At 59.9% G+C, this 15,935-nt stretch carries 15 protein-coding genes and 1 tRNA gene; 9 read left to right on the top strand and 7 right to left on the bottom strand.

The window, feature by feature from the left end; genetic code table 11:
- Positions 1 to 27 precede the first annotated feature (27 nt).
- Positions 28 to 666, bottom strand: coding sequence for a hypothetical protein (locus tag IYW40_RS07275; protein ID WP_196400036.1), 639 nt, complete (start codon positions 664 to 666; stop codon positions 28 to 30).
- A gap of 324 nt (positions 667 to 990) precedes the next feature.
- Here IYW40_RS07275 and IYW40_RS07270 point away from each other — a divergent pair, with 324 nt between their 5' ends.
- On the top strand, positions 991 to 1,527 hold the full coding sequence (locus IYW40_RS07270; protein ID WP_196400035.1) for a hypothetical protein: 537 nt from the start codon (positions 991 to 993) through the stop codon (positions 1,525 to 1,527).
- A gap of 31 nt (positions 1,528 to 1,558) precedes the next feature.
- Here the strand turns inward: IYW40_RS07270 and IYW40_RS07265 are convergent, their stop codons facing one another.
- The 4 genes from IYW40_RS07265 to IYW40_RS07250 form a co-directional block, all read right to left on the bottom strand.
- A complete protein-coding gene (locus IYW40_RS07265; protein ID WP_196400034.1) occupies positions 1,559 to 2,758 on the bottom strand; it encodes a site-specific integrase in 1,200 nt (399 codons plus the stop codon).
- A gap of 147 nt (positions 2,759 to 2,905) precedes the next feature.
- Positions 2,906 to 2,995, bottom strand: a tRNA-Ser gene (locus IYW40_RS07260).
- A gap of 196 nt (positions 2,996 to 3,191) precedes the next feature.
- On the bottom strand, positions 3,192 to 3,452 hold the full coding sequence (locus IYW40_RS07255) for a hypothetical protein (protein WP_196400033.1): 261 nt from the start codon (positions 3,450 to 3,452) through the stop codon (positions 3,192 to 3,194).
- A 42-nt stretch (positions 3,453 to 3,494) separates the two neighbouring features.
- Entirely contained in the window at positions 3,495 to 4,187 is a 693-nt protein-coding gene (locus IYW40_RS07250; protein ID WP_196400032.1) for an arylesterase, read from the bottom strand.
- 810 nt (positions 4,188 to 4,997) lie between these two features.
- Between IYW40_RS07250 and IYW40_RS07245 the strand changes: the two genes are divergently transcribed.
- The gene (locus IYW40_RS07245) at positions 4,998 to 5,270 is read left to right on the top strand and encodes a hypothetical protein (protein ID WP_175095938.1); all 273 of its coding nucleotides are present in this window, start codon (positions 4,998 to 5,000) and stop codon (positions 5,268 to 5,270) included.
- Between the two features lie 89 nt (positions 5,271 to 5,359).
- Here IYW40_RS07245 and IYW40_RS07240 read toward each other — a convergent pair whose 3' ends face one another.
- On the bottom strand, positions 5,360 to 6,178 hold the full coding sequence (locus IYW40_RS07240; RefSeq protein ID WP_196400031.1) for a hypothetical protein: 819 nt from the start codon (positions 6,176 to 6,178) through the stop codon (positions 5,360 to 5,362).
- A 1,591-nt stretch (positions 6,179 to 7,769) separates the two neighbouring features.
- Positions 7,770 to 8,561, bottom strand: a complete 792-nt coding sequence (locus IYW40_RS07235; RefSeq protein WP_196400030.1) for a phytanoyl-CoA dioxygenase — start codon at positions 8,559 to 8,561, stop codon at positions 7,770 to 7,772.
- Between the two features lie 1,482 nt (positions 8,562 to 10,043).
- Here IYW40_RS07235 and IYW40_RS07230 point away from each other — a divergent pair.
- From IYW40_RS07230 to IYW40_RS07200, 7 genes are all read left to right on the top strand, one after another.
- Complete coding sequence (locus tag IYW40_RS07230) at positions 10,044 to 11,273, top strand: site-specific integrase (RefSeq protein ID WP_196400029.1); 1,230 nt, start codon at positions 10,044 to 10,046, stop codon at positions 11,271 to 11,273.
- Entirely contained in the window at positions 11,270 to 11,686 is a 417-nt protein-coding gene (locus IYW40_RS07225; RefSeq protein ID WP_196400028.1) for a hypothetical protein, read from the top strand. Before IYW40_RS07230 ends, IYW40_RS07225 begins: the two co-directional genes overlap by 4 nt.
- Positions 11,687 to 11,772: 86 nt before the next feature.
- Positions 11,773 to 12,003 carry a helix-turn-helix domain-containing protein gene (locus tag IYW40_RS07220; RefSeq protein WP_196400027.1) on the top strand — a complete coding sequence of 77 codons (231 nt, stop codon included), beginning with the start codon at positions 11,773 to 11,775 and terminating at the stop codon, positions 12,001 to 12,003.
- A gap of 3 nt (positions 12,004 to 12,006) precedes the next feature.
- Positions 12,007 to 12,513 carry a hypothetical protein gene (locus IYW40_RS07215; RefSeq protein ID WP_196400026.1) on the top strand — a complete coding sequence of 169 codons (507 nt, stop codon included), beginning with the start codon at positions 12,007 to 12,009 and terminating at the stop codon, positions 12,511 to 12,513.
- Positions 12,514 to 12,568: 55 nt separating this feature from the next.
- Positions 12,569 to 14,743 (top strand): AAA family ATPase, encoded by a 2,175-nt coding sequence (locus IYW40_RS07210; RefSeq protein WP_196400025.1) that lies wholly within the window; start codon positions 12,569 to 12,571, stop codon positions 14,741 to 14,743.
- A 139-nt stretch (positions 14,744 to 14,882) separates the two neighbouring features.
- On the top strand, positions 14,883 to 15,098 hold the full coding sequence (locus IYW40_RS07205) for a hypothetical protein (RefSeq protein ID WP_196400024.1): 216 nt from the start codon (positions 14,883 to 14,885) through the stop codon (positions 15,096 to 15,098).
- Entirely contained in the window at positions 15,091 to 15,423 is a 333-nt protein-coding gene (locus IYW40_RS07200) for a hypothetical protein (RefSeq protein ID WP_210327223.1), read from the top strand. The genes IYW40_RS07205 and IYW40_RS07200 overlap by 8 nt, the downstream gene beginning before the upstream one ends.
- The last annotated feature ends 512 nt before the right edge of the window (positions 15,424 to 15,935 follow it).

The following is a 15,935-nucleotide window of genomic DNA, read 5'->3' as shown; positions in this document are numbered from 1 at the left end:
CGCACACCGAGCGGTTGGCGAAGCCTTCTAATTTTTCAGCGCTTCAAGAATAGCTTTCTCCGCCACATTTCCGGGCCTGCCAAATAAGGCATAGCGCGACAGGTGCGGAACGACTATCAGGCGCCGTTGTCCGGCGCATTCATACAGGTCGATTTTTTGTTCGCCCCAGCCCGCGCAGAATTCTGCTTTTGGATTCGCATTCGCATGCAACAATTTGCTCATGTGGGGAGCCATCTGCTTCCCAAATGCGATCACGGTTTCGATTTTCTCCGCCTGTCGAAACACCTTTCTCCACAACTCAAGGCCGAATTCGAGCGACGCTTGTTTGTTTTCCAGGCTCTTCCAATCCTTGGAACGGAACGGCACCAAATATCCGCTTAGGACGTTCTCCGGCGCAACAGGTATGGTTTGAAACAGCCGTTGCACCTGGACTTGCAGGCGCTCCATTCCGTCGGCGGCGCGGTCCTTCCATGTCTCGACGACGTAAGCGCTACCGTTTTCCGCCGACCACATAGGTGGAAGATATTTATCTCCGCCCGGATTTATCGTGACCAGGGCGATCGATGCGCTTTCAATGTTGCCCTTGGGGCAAGTCAGAAACCGCCACCCGAGCTTATGGCCAAGGCGACTACATTCGGTACCTATGGAATCACATGACCAGATCATTGCGCAAATCTCCCCGTCGCGAGCATTCTATTGCGATGCCCGATACCGCGGCCAATCCGGTATGAGATGCATGTCACGCGACCCGCATGCCGAACAGACGAAGCGCCGGGACCTCGCCAAGCGGATAAAGGGAAGCTCTGCGGCGTTCCGCAGCGCATTGAATGGGATAACCCCGCAACGTTGGCAAGCTTGATTCAGGCAAAACGCGCGGGCGCCGCAGACGCCTTGGCTTTGCAGATCGGCGATCGTTGGCGGGGCAGGGCGCAGAAAAAATGGCGATTATCGGCTTGAGGTATGCATGGCGCGAGAGTCAGAATGCGCTCCATGCGGAAGAATGACGGAATTTTTTGGACAGCATTGCTCGCCTTTGCGGGCATGCTCATTGTCGCATTTCATAGCATTTTCGATAATCTCGCTTACGGAACTTTCGTTGGCTTCCTCAAATCTCGATTTGGGATTGAGGAGGGAACTTTGATCTCTGTTTTGTCCCAAAATTTCATTCCGTTGACTGCGGCATGTGTAATAATTTCAATTACATATCGTATTTCCCGCCGCTATCATGAAAGCAAACTGTCATTGATTTTGAATGGCCTTTATGAAGATACAAAAACTGTTTTTAGTATATTTCCATCGACAGATGAAGAAAAAGACAAATGGGATAGAGATATATCTAACCTCTCTGAGAAAATATTGAAGACGCTAAACGGAAGAATATCCAAGGCTGAATTAAATTTCTTAGTCAACGGCTCTGGGGCAGATAGTGTCCGCTATATTGGATACCGTGGAAGGGAGCATGCGAATAAGAATTATCTCAGGCACCTAATGGACCGGCTGGGGAAACTTATAGAAAAGCATGGATAGATTACGCTGCCTGTCACCTGAGAGATATGATTCAAGAAGCGCCGTCAGCGCAATACTTTCCCCAATCCGCCATCAATTCCCGTCGCTTTTCGAACAGGTCGCCACGTCTATAAGCCGCCTCGACCGCGTTCCCGATCGAATGCGCCAAGGCCATCTCGACGACGTGATTCGGGTAATGCGTCGTCTCTGCGGCCCAATCCCTGAAAGTAGAGCGGAAACCGTGCAAGGTTTCGGTTCGCCCCAAGCTCCGCAGCACTTTCACAGTCGCCGTGTCCGTCAATGGGCGGCCGGTTCCTTGGCCGGGGAAGATCAGCCCGCCGGACCTTTCCGCGAGCGGCGCCATTTCTTGCGCTATCTCGACGGCGCGCGCCGGCAACGGGACGCGATGCGCGACTCGGCCTTTCATCCGTTCGGCCGGAACTGTCCAAACGCCTTTCTTTAGATCGAACTCGCTAAGGCTCGCGCCGCGCGCTTCCGCGCTTCGTGCCGCGGTCAAGATCGTGAATTCCAGACACCTCGCCGCTATGCTCTTACGCTGGCGCAGCGCGCGCATCAGGGCAGGGACCTCGCCGAACGGAACGGCGGCGAAGTGTTTCACGCGCCGGGCTTTCGATATCGTCGGCAACAGGTGTTGCAAGTTTTCCCGCCATACTGCCGGATTGGGCGGCGAGCGCAAGCCGCGCGCGATGGCCGCCGACAGGATACGTTCAATCCGCATTCGAACGCGGCGCGCGGTTTCGGCCTTCGTCGCCCAAATAGGCTTCAGGATCGTCAGCACGTCGTCAACGCCGATTTCAGCGACCGGCATTTGACCGATTGTCGGATAGGCGAAAAGCTCCAGCGACCGGCGCCATTGCTCGCGATGTTTCGCGTTGCTCCAGCCGGCCTCATTCGTGCGCATGAAATCTTCGGCGAGGCTTTTGAACGTGACCTGTTTCGACGCTTCGCGCTTCCTACGCTCTCGCGCTGGTAGCCTTTCCTCTAATGGGTCCGCGCCCTTCGCAATCGATAGCCGTATTTCGGCTGCCCGCGAGCGCGCTTCCGACAAAGGGACATAGAAGGCGGAGCCCAGACCCATTTCGCGAGCGCGTCCGGCCTTCATATATCGGAAGGCCCAATTCTTAGCGGCTTCGCTCGCGACAATCAGATAGAGCCCGCCGCCGTCGCCGTGCTTTCCGACCGGCGCGCTTTTCACGAAAGAGGCCGACAGTTTGTGCAGTCCGCGAGCCAAGGAATCGTCCTCCAAACCCCACAACGATACCCACAAAACGGATTGGCGCAAGCGGGACGAAGTTGGACGGAACTGGACGATCGACGCGCAAAAACCCCGAGAAAACGGGCGTATTTGAACTTGGTTGGACGGGTTGGGATTGTTTCGTGGCGGAGACGGTGGGATTCGAACCCACGATAGGGTTTCCCCTATAACGATTTAGCAAACCGTCGCCTTCAGCCTCTCGGCCACGTCTCCATGCGTCCGCATAATAAGGCGGCGCGCGAAAGACATATGCCAAAGGCCCGGCGCGATGGCAAGAGAACGCCTTTGGCGTCGTCGCGCCGAGCCCTGATGGCCAAAATCACGCGCGAGGCGCCCCCGGCAATCAACAAGCCCGAGCGCGGGGTCTTCGCCAAAGCGCGGCCGGCGTTGACGGGCAATCTGCGTCACGTCAATGAATTTGCTCGACCGCCGCGGCCATGTCGGGGACCAAACGCACGCGATAGCGGGCGTTCGCGCAGGTCAGCAGCCAGACCGGCTCGTCAGGTTTGGAAGCACGAGGGTCGCGCTTTGCCGCTTGCGGCGCGTCGCAGGGGTATCCCTGGCTTCGAATATGCGCCGCGACAATGTCCGCGGCCGTGGCCTGCGCCGACGCCGGGGAAACAAACACCGGCGCAAAGGGCAGAAGAACCGCCAGCCGAAATCTCCGCATCGTCGCCTCCATCGTCCGGGCGCATCGCTGGCGCGCTCGGGGTTATCGCCGTGATAATAGCCGAGCGCCGCGACGAGAGGGCGCCGGCGAGGCGACGCGGATACTGCGCAGATTCGCCTCGATCAGCGGCGCGATGCCGGCCACCATGACTGCGGTGCCAAGCGCATTCGGGTGCTCGTTGTCACTCTGCATGAGCGCCGGGTGGCCGTAGACTCCGGCCAGCATGAAAGTATAGAGCGGCACGCGATTGCTGTGCGCGAGAGTCGGATAGATGTTGTTGAACCCGACGATATAGTTTGGCCCGTTCTTCGGCAGCGAGAGCATGCCGGCAAGGATCACGCGCGCGCCGCGCGCCTTGCAGATGCGGATGATCGCGTCGAGATAGCGGTAGGTGACGCGCGGATCGGTATGGTCCAGCATGTCGTTGGCGCCGAACTCGACAAGGACGAGATCTGGATTGTATTGCAGCGCCTGGTTAATGCGCGCGTAGCCGTCGGCGCTGGTGTCGCCGGGGTTGGAGCCGTTCCAGACGACAACGTTATAGCCGTCGGCGAGCAGCCGGTGATTGAGCTGAGCCGGAAATCCTTGCGCCTTGGGAAGGTCGAAACCGGAGGTGAGGCTATCGCCGAAAATCAGCACATTGATCGGTTGCGCCAACGCTGGCGCAGCGAGAGAGGCGAGAAGGAGCGCGAGTGAAGCGACTTTCGCCAGCGAAGTGAACAGAGATTTTGACATGCCTTATAGACCCCAAAGGCGCCGCGCATTATCAGCTAGGGCGACGTGACGCCTTAGCCAGATTGGCGCCCCAAGTAGAACATCAGGTTAAGCCAAGTCGGCGAGATGAGTTGAGTGGACGCGCCGCGGGGCTTCCTTTCACGCTTGCATGCGCCGCGTCGACTTCCGTTGCAGGCAAAAGGAAAGCAGCGCCGGCGCGAAGGATCAGCGCCGATCACCCGGCCTCAAAACATCGCGCATGCGCGCCGGTCCTCAGGTCTCTCAACTGAGCGGTCACGGGAGAACTATTCTTGAGCTGGAGGCTGACGACGCTGTTGTAGAATCCGAAACGGGAGTCGGTCTTCATGGGATATGACTGACCCGCCGCGACATAGAAGCAATAAGAACTGTATTGTGGATTAGCTCTCAAAGAAATCGAGCAGTGTATGGAGTAGTTCAGTGGCGCGCATTTGAGCGCGACGTCTTTCGTGGGAAGCATGAAATTATTGGCGCTCATTGCCCCTGCGAGGGCGGTCTCCCAGGTCAAACTCAAGGCTGCGCACGTCGCCGCCAACACGGATCGTTTTTGCATGTGAAACCTCGCAGCAGATGCGCCTAAGACCGCATATAGGCAGCGCTCATGGTCTTCCTTCACGAATCGCCGCGCGCGCTCCAGAATGGGATCCTGCTCCCGGCTGATATTCAGACAAGGCGCCGCTGTGCTCGAGCCAGCGAAATTATTGGCGAAGATCTCTCCAGCCTGCCGCCTTCTATGCTAACATTCAACACGGCGCGCCTCGCGCCGGGCGAAACGAGCCCGAGGAGGCGACGATGAACAATCGAATATGCTCTTGCGTCCCGCCGCCGGTCGGATGGAGCGTCAACCGGCAAACCCATCCCGCAATCGCCCAGGCGATCTTTGCTCTGTGCAATGACGAGCGAACGCCGGAAGCGATTTGGGAAGCGCCAACGCCAGAAGAGTGGCGGAAGATTTCCGAGCTCGTCGTGGAATATGTCGCTGACGGCGATTTCGCCGTCGACAATGGCAAATTCGCCTGGGGACCATTCGAAACGCTTCGCCTCTTGCCGGCGCGTCGCAACTGATTGCGATCGCATCGAAGGCTCACACGTATCCTGGCGCGCGTGCGTTCACTCTCCCCGCCCGCGCTTCTCGGAGCTACGAGCGCCGATCATCAGTAGCGGGGAAACATCGGCGGTTCGAAGGGGCCGGGCTCAAAGCCGTAGAGTTCTCGCGCGAATTGGCGCTGACGCGGAGCCGGAGCGCGCGACTGTCCATGCGCGTTCCCCAGAATTTCTCCGCTCTCCGTGACGACCACCCAACGACCGCCGCGTTCCTGAATGGCCGTCACTCGACCAACGCCAGGCACGATTTCGCCGGGCTCGACGCCGATCATGCCCCTGTCCGATTCAATAAGAGCGGCGCCGTGATAAACGTCGCGCACCCTGTAGCCGCTAATGATTTTCGAAGCCGGCGCGATCGTCTGGACGGGCGTCATGTCGACTTTGGCGTTTTCCTTCCCGGCGGCGCGCGCGACTTTGGCCTGCCCCTTTTCTGGCGAACGCGTCACGGGCGCAGCTTTCGTGGCGCCAGCAGCGGCTTGGCTTTCGACAGCGGGAGGAGGGGGGCTGGCGGGCTGCGCGCGAACACTGTCGGCCTCTTGTCGTTTCTCCACGGCGTCCAATTTCGTGCGCAGTTCCTGCACTTCATCTTGAAGGGCAGCGATCCGACGCTTCGACGCTTCGTCCAACACCGGGATCGTGACCTGCTGGGGCGCCTGCGCCTCAGCCTTTTGCACTGCCGCGTCCTTGGAACGGTCGGACGCATAAAAATGCGTGGCCGCAAGTCCGGCAAGACCGATCAACGCGGCGATCAGACCATAACGGACCGGCCGATTGCCGCGGCGGTCGATGACGATCTCCACCGGCAGTTTTGCTGGCGGGCCGCGTCTTTTCGGCAGGGGCGGCTCCGGCGGAATGATGAGGTCGTGCATGCGTATAATCCCACCTTCGGAATAGGGCGGAGATTTTGTACATGCGCTTGAATCGCGGCAAAATGGCGTCGATTCTCGCGCCCCGCCGCGCCTAGTGCGGAGGCAGTCCGCGCATCAGATGAGAGCGTCGCCCGGCGTGGATCGCTCAAGGATTATTTAGAGGGATATGGAGCAGGAGGCCTATTGAGTGGCCGTGGGCCCGGCGAGGCCGTCATCACCGTATAGAGTCGCTCAAAGAAGCAACTCGAATCATAAGGCTCCACGCCCCTGTTGCATTCAGGCCGGGGAATATAGAGCGGAGGTTGCAGGTGATCGGAGAGGGCGATGCAGACAGGGTCGATGTAAGGTTTTCCGACGCTGTCCGTGACGATCGGATGGCCACATTGATCCAAAGGCGGCGCCGTCTCTGCGCCCGCGGGGATTGGCGGAGGAACCGCATGCTTTTGCTTTGCCTCGACTGCGCTGGAGAGCGCGACGGCCAAAATCGCAATGGCAAGGGCGCCTCTGTTGAACCCAGCGCACACGCTTCGACGCTGATTTCGGCGGCGGCGTATCGCTGAGCCGGCGAGACAAGTGCTTTTCAACGAGATCCTCACGATGTTCCTCTCGAAATGCCGTGTCGGTCAGTGCGGCGTTGCCGTTCGATCCAGCCTTATAGCCGATAGCCTCCTAGCCGACACCTTCGTCGAAATCACGTCGGCGTGCAGATCCGGCGAGGGCAGCCCCCCGGTGGTTTGAGGACTTGGAGTGCGGAGCGCGTCTTCGGTTTCGTCTAACCCCTTATCAACTAGGTATTTTCCACAGGTGGAGCACTGCCGCGCCGAAGGCTAGGAAGAACCGTTGATCTGAACATTGCGGCAATCACAACAGTTGCAGTGGGCTGCGGCTTGGTCTCATTGATCGGACCGAATTTCGCGGCGTATGTCTAGGGCGAGACGCTGGCCGTCTCGCCCTTCTTTTTTGCAGCGCATTACAGGAGCCTGCTTCGCTCGAACGAGCCGCGCTTCTAACCGATCGCCCCCTATGCTGTGGATCAGCGTGGGATCGGCGTCGCCCATCCCGGATCTGTTGACCTTGACGAGACGATCCATTCCTGTCGCGCATCGACTTGGCCTCGACAAAGACGTTTTGAGCGCCAAATATAAGGCGACGATCCAGCTTCTCGCGAGGGGCGTCGCAATTGTTTAAAGGCGAGCGGAGGCAGACATGCGAATTACATTGAAGTCGATCGTCACGGGCGCCCTGTGCAGCGGCTTGGTCGCGACGACCTTGTCAGCCAACGCTTGGGCAGGCCCGATCAACGTAGCGCGTTCCGAGGGCATGGAAGCACCATCTTTAACTGATCAAGTCTACTATCGGCGCTATCGGGGCGGCTATTATCGGCGTGGATATAATCCGGGCGCAGCTGCGGCTGCAGCCGCCGCCGTGGGCGTCCTCGGGGCCGCCGCAGCGGCAGGCGCTTACGCACAACAACCGTATTATTATGGTTATCCAGCCTATGGATACCCAGCTTACGGGTATCCCGACGGCTACGGATGGTAATAATCCGGCAACATTCGGCGGCGCACATCGACCCCGGATGCTGTCTAGCTTAAAACGTCAGCCCACATGCCTGACGGATAGCGATCTGAACCGGCGATGGAGACAACGCCGGGTCAAACTCACCCATCGGCAGCAGCGGCGGCTGTGCCATGAAGCGCGGTTGTTGTCCTCGGTGAGATTGCGCCGCATGGACGATGAATGGATGGCACAGGTAGACGGCGCCCGCCGCACCTGTTGCCAAATCAACATTGCAACCTTCCGTAGAGGCGTAGCCGTTCGCGGAAAGCTGCCTGAGCGTCGCGCCCACGTCGCCGTAGGGTAGCAACTCGCGCGCGATGGTCGAGTGCGACCCTTTCCGTATTTTTGTTGGCGCATCATTAGGACCAACATCCGAAAACAGAAACAGCATCAACAAAGCGCGTCCGCTACTCTTCACGTTGGCTCGCCACTCCATGAAATCCGGATTGTCGATGCCAAAGCTCACGTCCACATGCCAGCCATCGTCACCGGGAGATTCCAGTGAGGGAAATCGGATCGGAAAGGTTCCGACGCCCTTGGGGTTAAGCCAGCGGCCTTTCCCAACGAGTTGATCGTAGGCTTTGCGTAGTTGCGGTGTGTTAGCTGCTTCGATGAAGGGGGGCGAAGACTTGAACCCCACTCGAATAACGGGTTGAATCCAGTTTTCGGGTTCGTCTGGCGACAGACCTACACCGGCCCACAACTCGTCCCTAGCTTGCCTTGCAAGGTTGGTGCTGAAGGCATTTTCGATTTTGACGAAACCATCGTCAATAAAGCTCTGGACCTGACCGGAAGTCAGGCCGACATCCTTAGATTTGGGCATTATACACATTCTCCGTCGGACCACCGCCCCAGCAGGGGGGCTTGATCTGAACGGCGCAGATGCGCCGACACGACTTTCCGCTGTTCAGATCAGCGGGAAGAATGTGGAAATGAACATCATGGATGAAATGCGTGCTTCGTAAGGGATAAGTTCAAGGATACATGACGAAGCACATCTGAACAATGGCTGCATCATAGGATGTGACGTTGGTCCTCGTCATGGAAAACAGATGGCTGCCTAGAATCATTTCGATCTTCCGGTCGACATGCGGCCAGTTCAAGCTGTAGCCTTCAAAGTTTGTCCCTTCCCGCCGAGCCTTCGCAAGCCGCGATCCTTGCTAGGCATTCCACTCGACGTGACCGAGATCGCCACACTTCAAAACACGTTCAACCGAACGGCTGCGGTCCTGGGGTGGCAGCGCCGCGCGAGGGACACGACGCCCACTATCTCCGAATACGCGGCCCGCAGGCGGCAGAAAAGGCGGCTCAGCGCCTTGGGCTACTTGAATTCAATCAACACGCCGTCTGCCCCCAGCGCAGTCTGTAATCCTTGGCGTGTTGCGCTCAATTTCATGGTGACGCCATTCCCATTCGTTAGCCACATCGTCCCTTGCCCGCGCTCAGCAATAGCCCAACCTCGTCGCACCTGAACGTAAGCCCCAGGGAAATCCGAAAGCCTCGTAAGGCCATAAACGGCGCCAGAGGCCGTCAATTTGGAAGCTCCTATACCGCCAATTCCCAATCCCCCAACAGTGATGGGATAGGATTTTCCAGCGTATTCTAGTGTCCCACCGCCAAGCGAGCCGGAGCCAATGAACGCGACCTGGATTTGCTCGATCGTCACTGTGGCGGACGGCTTTCCAGCGGGAGCATCTTGGGCAGACGCAGGGGCGCCAAATGGCGCGAAGGCCGAGGCGAACATTAGAAAGAAGCGGACAGCGCCGGAAGGCAGTGCACAACTATTGAACATTAATTTTCCTCTCTCGAAACACGATGCGCCAGCATCCGCCGACTGGACACGTCGATTGTCGCCGCCAGATACACGAAGCCGCGCCGCATGGGAATGTCCCTGATGTCCATCGTCCGCATGCTTGGCGCAATCTAGCTGGAAGCCAGATACGGCGGCCAGTCCGGCATGACCTGCACCTCACGGGCGCCGCATTCGTTTTTTCGTTTGCGAGGGATGGAGTGGTTTGCGGACACTGTGCGGACACAAGAGAAGAGCCTCGTGTCCGCCGCCTCCGTCATTTTCATAAATAGCTGTATTAATGTCGATTTCTGGTGCCGGTTAGAGGATTCGAACCCCTGACCTACTGATTACAAATCACATTTTGCGCCGTTTCCGGCGGTTGACGGCTATTCCGCGCTATTCAAAAATCCTTGTTTTCCAGGAGATTCCCGTTCATAGCTATTCCATGCCGTTCCTGCCAACGTCTTTACGGTGGCGACATGGTGGCGACACGAGCGACCGGGTGACTGGAAAATGATTTCCGACAGGCTCACCAAGCGCATGGTTGACGCGCTCCAGCCTAGAGACAAGCCGTACGTGGCCTATGACGCCGATCTGACCGGCTTTGGCCTTCGCGTCATGCCGAGCGGCATCAAGAGTTGGATAGCCGAATACCGGCCAGATGGCGGCGGGCGCGGCGTCGCCAAAAAGCGCGTTACGCTTGGCAAGGTGGGCGCGCTCACGCCAGACCAGGCGAGGCGCGCGGCGTCAGAGCTCTTGGCCCGTGTGCGGCTAGGGGCCGATCCCGCGGCGGAGAAGGCCGACCGGCGCGACGCGCCGACCGTCGGCGGCTTGATAGACGCCTTTATCGCCGAGCACGTAGAGGGCAAGCTGAAGCCCGCGAGCGCCATATCGGCGAAGGCCGGTCTCGAGAGGCTGCGCGCGGCGCACGGCTCACTGAAGGTCGAGGCGCTGGCCCGCGCCCAGCTCGCCTTGTTGCATTCCTCGATGCGGGCGACGCCGTATCTGGCGAACCGCCATCTGGCCGCGTGGCGCAAGATGTATGCGTGGTCCGAGACGCGCGGCCTTGTTCCTGAAGGACACAACCCGGCAAAGAAGATCGAGCCTTTCCGAGAGCAGGCGCGGGAGCGATATCTATCGACGGATGAACTTGCGCGGCTCGGCGACGCGCTGCGGCTCTGCGCGCAAGAGGGCATCGACCCCGGCGCCGTCGCCGCGATCCGGCTCTTGATCCTTACCGGCGCCCGCCTGCAGGAAATCCTTCAAGCCAAATGGTCGCAGATAGACGAGCGCGGCGTCCTTTGGCTGGCCGAGAGCAAGACTGGCAGGAAGCCGGTCTATTTGAGCGCCGCGGCGCAAGCCGTTCTCGCCGGTCTACCGCGCATCTACGGCAACCCCTACGTCATCGCTGGCGCACGGGCAGGGCAACCGCGCGCAGACCTGAACAAGCCTTGGGCGCGCGTGAAGCGCATCGCCGGCCTAGATGGCGTCCGTTTGCATGATTTGCGGCATAGCTTCGCGAGCGTCGGGGCAGGCGCATCGCTCGGGCTTCCGATCATCGGAAAGCTGCTTGGTCACAGCCAAGCGGCGACAACGCAACGCTACGCGCATGTCGGCGCCGATCCATTGCGCCGCGCCGCCGACACGATAGGCGCGACGATCGCCGCGGCGATGGACGGGGGACAGGCCGCCAAGGTGACGCCGATGCGAAGGGCGCCGCGCCGGAAAGGCGCCGGCGAATGAGCGATGACGTCGGAGCGAGAATCTTCGCCCAAATCTATGACGAAAAGGCTTCCATGCGGGAGCGCGTTGCGCGCCTTGTTGAGCTCTTGCGTTCCGATGAGCCGATTCCGCCGGGGACAAGAAAGCTGCTTGCTGATCTATTCGACCAAGATGCGAAGCATTCAAGGTTCCGCGTCGAGTTAGAAGAGCGTCGCGGCAAAGGGGAACGGAAGGACGAAGCGCGGCAAATCGTTCGCAGCGTGCGGGACTCGAATATTGCGAACGAGCTAATTGAAAGAATCAATTCGGGCGAGCCACGGAAGGCCGTCGTCGACGATTTATGCGCGGCGTTTTCGGTCAGTCGGACGCATGTCCAGAACATCGCGAAGATGTACAAGCGCCGCCTAGCCCCGCCATCCAGCGAAATGGAGTGATTTCGCTGGATCGAAAGTTGTTGCGTATCACTGATTCAGGCATCTTATGACAGCCGTTCCGCGCTGCTCTGGCGCATCGAAAGGGAATGGCGATGCAAACAATCCCCAATGCCGAAAATGTCGTGGTTCTCATGACGCCGCATGAGACCGCCGGGCGTCTGCGCGTCTCTGAATCGACCTTGGCGAAATGGCGCATGTCCGGCGACGGGCCGGAATTCACGAAGATGGGCGCCAAGGTGCGCTATCCGGCGCTCGCCGTTGAAAAGTTCATCGCGAAGCGCACGCGCCGCTCGACGTCCCAGACTGAGGCCGCGTGAGTCGTGGCCGCCCCAAAATGGCGAGGGCCGCCCCTGCGCGACGCAGGCGGCGACCCCCGGAATTGTCATAAGCTGGCGAGCCGTGACGGTTCATACATAACAAAATCGCAGGCCAAAGGGCAAGAGTTCCCGAAAAGCCTTCGCGCACGGATTTACGATTTCATCCGCGAAAATCCTGGCGCGCGCTTTTCGGATCTGGAACGGATCCGCGGCGTCAAAGGAACCGAAACGCTCGCCTTCGGCGAGAAAGTCATTCTTTGGTCTGGGCTTTCCGCCGCGGCGATAGACGCAATCATCGACATGCTGGAGGCGAAGATCATCGACGCCCGAGGGCCGGCGCTCGCCCAGTATTTGCGCCTGCCAAATGGCGCGCGCGCCGGGGTTGTTTCCGTGCCGAGTCTTCCCGTCCTTTTCGAGCAGACCCAGCCGCCGCAGCCTCACTGGTTTCCCGCGATTCTTTTTGTGCGCGACGACTGGGTTGGACGCGCGGATCGAAGCCGCGCGAGCTGATCGCCGAAATAAGGGCGCGCGCCCAAACATTGCTCTTTTTCCGAATGGAATACAGATGGCACACAAGGTACGCGCGATCAATGCGCCGGCCGACAACGGCGGGAAGATCGCCCCTATCAAGATCACAAATGAGGAGTTTCTGAAGGCGCTCGCTGGCGCGGATTGGCAGCGCGTTCCGATCTCCTGGGGCGAGAATTCGTGGTGGGTCAGTCCCGCCGGCAAGAACATCGGCAAACCGACGATCGAGAGCAGCAATTACTTCACGGTTTCTATCTTTGCGCTCGCGGCCGATGGGAAATTCCGGCGCACGAAAGAGTTGTTCATCCGGCAATTCGTCTTCGTGATCGACGACGTCGGCACGAAGCTGTCAGAGGCCGAGGTGCGCGCCGTCATGCCGCCCGCGACCTATGAGCTGGAGACGTCGCCCGGCAATTGGCAGTACGGCTACAGGCTGACCAACGGGACTGACGCCCGCGCGCTCGACGCGCTGATCTGCGCGATCGTTGACGACCCCGACATAAACCCCTCGCTGAAGGATCCGGGCATGAAGGGCGTCACGCGCGTCGCGCGCCTTCCCGTCGGGTCGAACAACAAAGATAACTGGAAGGACGAAGACGGTAAGGGCTGGCCCCACCGGATGGCGGTCTGGAACCCGGAAATCGCGTATTCGGTCGAGGACCTCGCCTTTTGGCTTGGCGTCGATCTGAGCGAAGAATCGCTGGCGAAGTTCAAGGACGTCAGTGGCGCGCGCCGCGCGACATCTGAGGAGCTTGGCGCCGATCCCATCCTCAAGCTCTTCGACATGAAGGAGATGCTGCTCGACGCCACGCCCAACGACAACGGCTTCGTCTCGGTGGTCTGCCCCTGGGCGGCCGAGCACTCCGATTCGCGCAACGAGGCGGGCTACCGGCCGGGCTCCGGCGGCTTCCAATGCCATCACGGGCACTGCGAGAGCCGCAACATGAACGACCTGCGCGCCTGGGTGGCCGAGCACGTCACCCCGGCGGAGCAGGCGCAGGCGCTCGCAGAGACCTTCGCCGCATCACCTGTCGATGAGAACGCTTTGAACGCAGAGCTCATCCGGATTGAGGACTACAGGATTAAGGCGCAAGAGCGCGCCGAGGCGCGCATAACGGAAGCTCTCGGCGCGCCGCCCTCGGCGAGGGACGAACTGCGTCTATCGAGCTGGCTCAAACGTGACCTGCCGCCGAGGGATTTTCTCTCAGGCGACGTCCTTTCCACAACGTCGCGCCTGCTTCTGATCGGACCGACTGGAATCGGAAAGACTCTGTTCTCTCTCGCATGGGCCGCGGCGATCGCTGGCGGCGCGGATTTTCTCGGCTGGCAGGGCCGCCGCGCGGCGCGCGTCGCGTACCTAGACGGAGAAATGAGCGCCGACCTTTTCAAGGAGCGCTCAGAGATCGTCGCCGGGCTCTACGGCGAAGGCATTGAGCTCTTCGGCTACAACCGGGACATCCTCGGCCCCAACGAAATGGCGCCACTTAACAGCGACCTTGGGCGCGCATGGCTTTGGCGAGAGATCGATATCGTAAAGCCGGACGTGATCTTTTTCGACAACATCATGTCCCTACTGGCGGGAGCCATGGGCGACGAAGAGGCATGGGGCCAAATCAAAGACCTTACGTTGCAAATCTCGGCGCGCCGCATCGCCCAGGTCTGGATGCATCACACCGGCCACGACGCCTCAAAGGGCTTCGGCACCAAAACGCGTGAGTGGCAGATGGAGAGCGTCATCATGCTCTCCAAGCTGGATGGGGCGGAGGAGGAGACCTGCGCCGCACAGTTCAGACTCGAATTCACGAAGGCGCGCACTCGTTCCCCGGCGAACTATCGGCAGTTCGCGCCTTGGATCGTGCGGTCCGATGAGGACGCGGGATTCGTGGCCGAAGGCGCGCCGACCGCATCAAAGGGCAAAGCGAGCAGCGAACTGGATTTCGTCCGCCGCGGCTTCCTCGCCGCCTACGAAGAGCTTGCGGGCGCCGCCGCGTTTTTGCGGGGCCCCGACAACTCCCCCGCTCGCCGCAAGGTCTCTATCGCCGCCTTGCGCGACAAACTCAAAAACCGCGGCGTCCTCGACAAAAACGAAACGGGGCAGCTCTCGGCGACGGGCAGATCACACTTCCGCCGCGTGAAGAGTCAGCTCTTGGACAAAGGCGGCTTTGCCGAGGACCAGGACCTTATATGGAAAATCCCCCAGACCCCCTCGTGACTGCGTTGCACGTTGCACCCCTAAAGGGGTGCGTGCAACGCAACGCACGTTGCAGGGGCGCGTTGCATGCAACGCAAGTGCAACGCAAGTGCAACGGAGCAATTAGGCGACAAATTCAACCCTAAATGAAGAGAACTTGATGGCCTTGAATCTTGACGAACGGAGAGGACCGAACGGCAATCGCATATTGCGCTTGCTGCGCAGCCCCGATGCAGCGCCTAAGCGTGCGGCGACAGAGCTTGCAGCACCGCCGACCGCGCCCGACGTGCTCGACGTCCTGCGCAGCGCCAGGAAGCGTAAGGCGACGCGAGAACAAGTCGAGCAGCTGGCGAACAAATGGACCCGGCATGATTGATTGCGACGATCCTGAAATGCTCGTTGAACTCCTTCGGCAGGCCGAAAATCTCGCCGTGCTCAACGACACGCGACTCGAGCGCGAGCTCGCGGCGATTCATGAGCGCGCGATCGCGCAGTTCATCGCGGGCGGCGCCACCGATATTGAAGCGTTTTTCAGCGCCGACGCGATTGCGGCGCGGCTTCGGTCGCTTGTCGCGAATCGCCGCCGCGCGCATGCGCTCGCAGGTCCGCCTGGGGGGTGCAATGAAAGCCATGCCAACGAAAACACGCGACCGGTTGGGGAAGAAAATATTTTCCCGTGCAAAATGAAACAGAAAAGATGACCGCGGCCGAGCGCATGGGCGCAGGGCGTCCGATTGGCTCGCGCACATCGCCATCGCCGGCGCAGATGACTCTCGCAATCGAAGATTCTCGCGATGGCGTCACCGAGAACGTCGGCGCCGGATCTGAGCGGAAGTGAACGCCAATGCAAGGACCGGACTTTGACACGATAGCTGCGATGATCGAGTGGCTATCGGCTGCGGCAGCGGACGAAACCTCACGGGCGGCTTTTCAGCGAGCCCGACGTGCTCTCGTACAGGCCGACGGCGGCAGGCCAGCGATCGACGACGCCGCGGCGCTTTCGGAAGTGCGCCAACTGATAGCAGCCGGTCGGCTGTCACGTCGCGCCGCGATCCTTCACGTTGGCCGCGCTCGCGCGCCTTATGCTCTAGCTGCATTCGAACGCCGCATGTTTCGGAAGCTAAAAGCTGCTGATCGCGAAAAAGAGAATCTCTGACACAAACGTTTTTGTCGGACGTGAGCCGAGCTACCTTCGTGGTTACGAATGGAGGTG

Source organism: Methylocystis sp. H4A, from assembly GCF_015709545.1.
In the GTDB taxonomy this organism is placed as follows: Bacteria; Pseudomonadota; Alphaproteobacteria; order Rhizobiales; family Beijerinckiaceae; genus Methylocystis; species Methylocystis silviterrae.
Note: the sequence above shows the minus strand (reverse complement) of the source record. Positions and strands in the feature narration are given on the sequence as shown.

Coding starts and splice junctions, on each gene's coding strand:
- IYW40_RS07275 (WP_196400036.1), bottom strand. CDS start 666: ATGATCTGGTCATGTGATTCCATAGGTACCGAATGTAGTCGCCTTGGC.
- IYW40_RS07270 (WP_196400035.1), top strand. CDS start 991: ATGCGGAAGAATGACGGAATTTTTTGGACAGCATTGCTCGCCTTTGCG.
- IYW40_RS07255 (WP_196400033.1), bottom strand. CDS start 3,452: ATGCGGAGATTTCGGCTGGCGGTTCTTCTGCCCTTTGCGCCGGTGTTT.
- IYW40_RS07250 (WP_196400032.1), bottom strand. CDS start 4,187: ATGTCAAAATCTCTGTTCACTTCGCTGGCGAAAGTCGCTTCACTCGCG.
- IYW40_RS07245 (WP_175095938.1), top strand. CDS start 4,998: ATGAACAATCGAATATGCTCTTGCGTCCCGCCGCCGGTCGGATGGAGC.
- IYW40_RS07240 (WP_196400031.1), bottom strand. CDS start 6,178: ATGCACGACCTCATCATTCCGCCGGAGCCGCCCCTGCCGAAAAGACGC.
- IYW40_RS07235 (WP_196400030.1), bottom strand. CDS start 8,561: ATGCCCAAATCTAAGGATGTCGGCCTGACTTCCGGTCAGGTCCAGAGC.
- IYW40_RS07230 (WP_196400029.1), top strand. CDS start 10,044: ATGATTTCCGACAGGCTCACCAAGCGCATGGTTGACGCGCTCCAGCCT.
- IYW40_RS07225 (WP_196400028.1), top strand. CDS start 11,270: ATGAGCGATGACGTCGGAGCGAGAATCTTCGCCCAAATCTATGACGAA.
- IYW40_RS07220 (WP_196400027.1), top strand. CDS start 11,773: ATGGCGATGCAAACAATCCCCAATGCCGAAAATGTCGTGGTTCTCATG.
- IYW40_RS07210 (WP_196400025.1), top strand. CDS start 12,569: ATGGCACACAAGGTACGCGCGATCAATGCGCCGGCCGACAACGGCGGG.
- IYW40_RS07205 (WP_196400024.1), top strand. CDS start 14,883: ATGGCCTTGAATCTTGACGAACGGAGAGGACCGAACGGCAATCGCATA.
- IYW40_RS07200 (WP_210327223.1), top strand. CDS start 15,091: ATGATTGATTGCGACGATCCTGAAATGCTCGTTGAACTCCTTCGGCAG.